Origin of the sequence: Moorena sp. SIO2C4 (genome assembly GCF_010672485.1) — a bacterium.
Lineage (GTDB): Bacteria > Cyanobacteriota > Cyanobacteriia > Cyanobacteriales > Coleofasciculaceae > Moorena > Moorena producens.
The window spans coordinates 1-5,370 of sequence record NZ_JAAHGN010000495.1 but is presented as its reverse complement, the minus strand read 5'-3'; the positions used below and the strand labels follow the sequence as shown (position 1 = coordinate 5,370).

General features: G+C 39.6%; 4 protein-coding genes and 1 pseudogene. 1 reads left to right on the top strand and 4 read right to left on the bottom strand.

The genetic code is table 11. The annotated features are described in order from the left end of the window. Positions 1-159: 159 nt before the first annotated feature. The 3 genes and pseudogenes from F6K20_RS22805 to F6K20_RS22795 all read right to left on the bottom strand — a co-directional run. Positions 160-573, bottom strand: coding sequence for an Hsp20/alpha crystallin family protein (locus F6K20_RS22805; RefSeq protein WP_008179705.1), 414 nt, complete (start codon positions 571-573; stop codon positions 160-162). A gap of 1,448 nt (positions 574-2,021) precedes the next feature. Then, positions 2,022-2,186, bottom strand: a complete 165-nt coding sequence (locus tag F6K20_RS22800) for a hypothetical protein (RefSeq protein ID WP_154659676.1) — start codon at positions 2,184-2,186, stop codon at positions 2,022-2,024. Positions 2,187-3,328: 1,142 nt separating this feature from the next. Continuing rightward, positions 3,329-3,817 (bottom strand): annotated as a pseudogene (locus F6K20_RS22795) (ISAs1 family transposase); the annotation flags it as partial. Between the two features lie 668 nt (positions 3,818-4,485). On the opposite strand from F6K20_RS22795, the gene F6K20_RS22790 reads away from it, so the two are divergent. After that, positions 4,486-4,677 carry a hypothetical protein gene (locus F6K20_RS22790; protein WP_131827021.1) on the top strand — a complete coding sequence of 64 codons (192 nt, stop codon included), beginning with the start codon at positions 4,486-4,488 and terminating at the stop codon, positions 4,675-4,677. 12 nt (positions 4,678-4,689) lie between these two features. Here the strand turns inward: F6K20_RS22790 and F6K20_RS22785 are convergent. Then, positions 4,690-5,370: Rossmann-fold NAD(P)-binding domain-containing protein (locus tag F6K20_RS22785; protein WP_502708863.1), on the bottom strand; the 681-nt coding region annotated here is incomplete at its 5' end.

Sequence of the window (5,370 nt, the reverse complement as noted above, 5' to 3'; positions counted from 1 at the left end):
AAAAATGTCAAAAAAGTTCGTTCCACCGGGATTACAGCGCAACTATTAAACCCTTGGTTTTCGGCTTTAATTTAAGTTACATAATAATCCCTGTCGGTGTTACCCTAATTTAAGTCTAACAAATAATAAGAGTTTTTGGTAGACTCTGCAACATTTTCTCTAGCTGTTTACTAACCCTTTAGGCAGGGTTAGTTTCAGCATGCCGTTGTGATATTCAGCTTCAACCTGATTTCTGTTAATCTTGGCTGGTATTGGAATAACCCGTTTGAATTTCCCATAGCGTAGTTCCGAGCGTACCATACCTATTCCTTTAGTCCTAGCTGCTGACTTGCGCTCGCCACTGATGCAAACAGAGTCTTCGGTCAGTTCAACATCAAGGTCTTTGGCTTCCATGCCTGGAATTTCTAGTGTCAGGTAAACCGCTTTAGGAGTTTCCTCGATCTCTGCATAGGGCATAAACGTCATCCCTGGAAATCCTCCCTCGCCGCTATTCATGAAATGGGTGAGTCGGCGGTTGAGTTCCCGATGCACACTTTCTAGATCTGGCAGATGTTCCGAACGAGTAATAGCCATCATGGTTATCTCCAACTATCCAGTTTTTTTAACCTTCACTTCTAATTTCCGCCCAGTTTATTGTTGCCCAACTAGCCACACTCTAGATAGAAGAAAGTTCCAGACTGGCAGGAATTGATTCACAGAAAATCTTGGGATGTTTGGAAGCCCCGTCTATGCACAACCGGGGTGCTGATTTTAGTATCTGATTTTACTGTTTGGGCTGCGGTGAGCAGATTTTACTCTTTTGAGATCTACTTTTTTGAGATCTATCTATTTTTGAGATCTATTTTTTGAGATCTAATTATGAGTATTTATTTATAATATCTCTATTATAACTTAATCTTATGAAAACTGCTGGACGCTTTGGCAAAGTTGTTTAATATTTTTAATACTAATTTAATATTTTTAATAATCAGAGCCTTGATCAAACACTCTATCATGGCCTAATTAGCTATTGATGCATCAAGACAGGGCATAAGGAACTTCGGATCAGGTAACTTGGCATGGGTTGGGAATACGCCATAGGGAATACGCCATAGGGAATAGGTAAAAAAATCCTGTGTACCGCATTAATATGAGAACCGCTAAATGAAATACTCAAAGATTTCCCCAAATGCCTAAAATTGCGGATCCTGTCACTTGTCTGTGGCAGATAAAACTAGAGAAATGCGATGCTCCAAGCCGCTGCGCGATTGGCCGTAGGCCACGCTAAAAGCGATTGACCGTAGGTCAAGCGGGGCGCGTTCGCAACTAGGGTTGAGATTCCCGGGTAAACGCCTCAAAATTTGTATCAAAAATTACATCAAAAAAATAAACAATAGTATCAAAAATCTATAATCGATCGGTTGATTGTCAACAAGCCCGAAACATTGCTCAATTATTTGCCGTGTTATCCTTGGTGGATTTGAGAGATCTGGAAATTCTCGTTGCGGGGAGCATCCCAATTTGGCACGTTAGCTCTTTTTAGGGGGCTGAAACCCTTGAAATATCGTTGCTTTGGGTAATATTGTTTCCAAAATGGGATGCTCCCTCGTTGCGTAAGCAAATGCTCCTGTGATTTTTGTTCAAAGTCAGCGGAAAATTCGTTGAAATAGAACAAAAAAACTGCTTTAGGATTCGATTTATTCGACTTAAAAAAAAATTGAGTTAATTAAATTTTTTATGTTACAATTTATACCAAATTATAGGCGTTTACCCTGGTTGAGATTCCCGACTTCTCCAACCAGCCAGGAATCTTCCCAAACTCGGTTCACCAAAGCTTTTGAAACTCTTCAGGCTGAGAATCCCGAAAATCCCGAAAATCATGACATTCATCGGAATCATCTGGGAAAATCGCTGACGGGGTGACGAAACAGGCTCAAATGCTTGCTATGTAAAGGTTGTACCATTTTATGGTTAAAAAAAGTAGGTCTGTAGACATCTTGGGGGGGCGACATTAGAGCTAAAAAGTAGACTGTATAAGCGACCTAGCTCTCATACCTGTCTTGATGCAATAGCGAGTGGGGGGAACCACGGCAGTCGCTCATGGTTTTGGGTCTGTGTGCGGAACCTGCGTCCGCACCGCTGTTTGCCCCGTGGAGACCCCCAAGACCGTAATGGTGCGTTTTCCGTAGGCGAATTAAATTCGCCACGGGTCGCACCTCTGCATCGCTTTTTATAGGCAGCAATCGCCTCACAATTACTGTTCATGTTTGTTAGGATAAACCAACCTTCTTTTGTCACATATTTTCGATAACTCTTTTTCCATTTACAGGCGACACTAAATCCTTTAACTTTTTTGGCATTTGTAACTTTTACATTTTCAATAAATAAAGATATTACCGGTTTTTATCCACAATTATTTAAGGAAAACAAACCAGAATTTTTTAGTTCAATCACGATTATTTTAGTATAAAAAAAAATCAACCCTTGTGTATCTAGCCATTGAGCCAATTTAACCGAACAAAAATCTCGGTCTCCTAAAACCAGAATTTGATAGTTATAAAATAGCCCTATAATATTTAAAATTATTTGTTTTTGCTCTTGAAGTTACCGTAGAACAGTGGAGCATTTATGGGTAATCGGTTATGCATAAAAGGGTTAACTCTTTTGTAATAAGGCGACCCTGTTCAAGGTTTCGTCTCTGAAATATTGCTTGATACCAACTTTGATAGAAGTTCAAAATAAACAGGTGCGACCCGTGGCGAATTTAATTCGCCAAGGTCAAGCGCACCTTAGGAATTGCTCGGTTTTTATAAATGATACTAATCATTAACAAATTATAGTTTTTCCGGACGAAACCTGATTACGTTGAGCCTTATTTACAAGATTTAACCCTTTTACTCATAGCCTGCCGACATTAAAGGCTCAACTGTCTTACGGTAACTTCAAACCAATTAGTTCTATCGATAGCTAAATAGATTTTTTGCTATGCACGTACATGTTTGATTTATCCATTCTCGAATAATTGGAAACCACAAATATTTGACCTCAAATACTTGCAAAGATAAAAATCTCTGTAGTTTTTTACGTCGTGAGTTAAATTGAATGGGTAAAGGGAGTGACTCTGCAATTTTTTTAATTTTGATATTTTTGGGGTCTTGTCTAATTCTTATTATAAGGTAAAAAAACAATAATTGAGATTTAGAAAGTAGATTTTTTAGATGTTTTTGATATAATTATGGTAGCATTTTCAATCTTATTGGTCGTATTGACAAGTTATGGCCTATCTTTTTTTACCATAATTCGCTCAATTTCAGATATATCAAGGGTTACAGGGCGCTTGTCGCCCCCCCAGGGCTTTTACTCCTTGATTACGGTCATAAGAACCTCTGAGACTTTTCCCATCTATAGGAACAATCTATCCAGCAATCGAACCGAGCATACTTTGAAGCCATTTAGCCAAACATTGTTCTAAAGCATCGGGATGAATTCTTTTCTCCTTCGGAGACGCTGCGCGAACAAAAACTCGTCGAAAAGTATCATCACTGGGGATACCATTGGGTAAGTCTAAGAATTATTCTAACCATTGTTGTTTGGCAATCCCATAATTTTCCATGTCCTCCCAGCCCTCTGCACCTCCAATGACGGCTAAAATAGCGATTACTAAAATATCTTTTAGGAGGTGTTTTTGAGTTCTTTGGACTCTAGGCTCTTCGATATATTCGACATAACTTAATAAGTTAGATTCGATAGCATTGATGGAGTTTAACTGTTGGCTTTTTACTTGTTTACATTCAAAGTTTATTTGGGTTTTTAATTGAGAAACAAAACCCTTAATCATTTGCTATTTATCCGTTTTTAAACTCAGATTAAAACTTGATTATAGTTTGACTTTAATTTTTGGTCTAGGAGGATACTTGAATAGTTTTGTAAAGTACATTTTATACAAAATTATATGAGCTTACCCTGAGGTAATAGGGTGCATCTCATATTTGTAAATCTATAACTAAAAGAAGTGTGGGGAGGGTGGTAAGTGTGGGGAGGGTGGCAGGGCTGTTTCATTCTAAATTGCAATATTTTATGCATTTACGAGGATACGTCTTTTCAGCCTTCGATAATTCCGGTTAGTGATGGCTGAAAGACTGTAAACTCGTTACCTAGATCCAGAATGAAATAACCCTGGGAGGGTGGGGAGATGGGGGAGATTTTTATTAAAGGTAATTGTCATAAAATGATATTAGCTTTCTATTGCCGAAGAGTGTTTTTGCACAAGTGAGATGCACCCAGGGAATAGGGAAACAGAAGGAGGTTTGGGAACTGTGGCGAGTGTGATCTGATTGGCGTTTGAATACTTATAGCCCTTTGCAGATAAGTTAATTATGAAAATGGGACAAAAAAGATAAATTCCACTTCTTAATTGGCAATAATAAATAACTTAGATTGGATGCCAATTGCTCTATTCCCTGTTCCGGTGAACCGCTGTTCCCTGTTCTATAAAAAACCATAAATATGTACTTAACAAAGTCGCAAACCGCTATATTTTATAGCGATTCTCATATTAATGACGTACACAGGATTTTTTCCCTATTGCCTATTGCTAGCTTGCCTATTGCTAGCTTGCCTGTTCCCTATTGCCTATTGCTAGCTTGCCTATTGCTAGCTTGCCTGTTCCCTATTGCCTATTCCCCCGCTGTTCCCTAAGAAGCATTCTACCTAGAATCCCAAATCCACAGCAATACGGTGAGCACAAGCAAATCCCGAAAACGCTACTGCATTTAAACCTTGCCCCGGAAAGGTGCTATCCCCAACACAATAAAGCCCTGGAATCGCAGTCCGATTAAACGGCATTCCCAACAATCCCATTAATTTGCGGCGGGGAATTGGCCCATAGGTTCCATCCATACGGTTCAAAAATCGTCGATGACTGCGTGGTGTTCCCACCTCCATGTAATCCAATCCAGCATCTAAGCCAGGAAAAATCCTCTCCAGTCGCTCAATTAAGCCTCCAGCTGCCTCTTCCTTCTTATGTTCGTACTGACGAGGGGATAACCCTTGCCAATCTTCCATCCAGCTCGGGGTAAAGGTGTGGAAAACATGATAGCCTTCTGGCGCTAAATTGGGATCAAGCAAGGTAGGAATCGAAACAAAAATAGTCCCCTCCGCATCCTCCATATTTTCCCAGTCTTCTAGGACAATATGGTGACACTCTGTACCAGGTGGTAAAACATCTGCCTTTACCCCTAAATGTAAACTCAAGAAACCCGGTGATTTCTGATAACGCTGTTGCCATTTCCGCTCAACTCTTGGCATTTGGTCAGCTGGCAGCAATTTCTCAAATGTATCCCAACGGGTAGCATTGGAAACAATTCGTTTTGCTCGATACTCTTTACCATA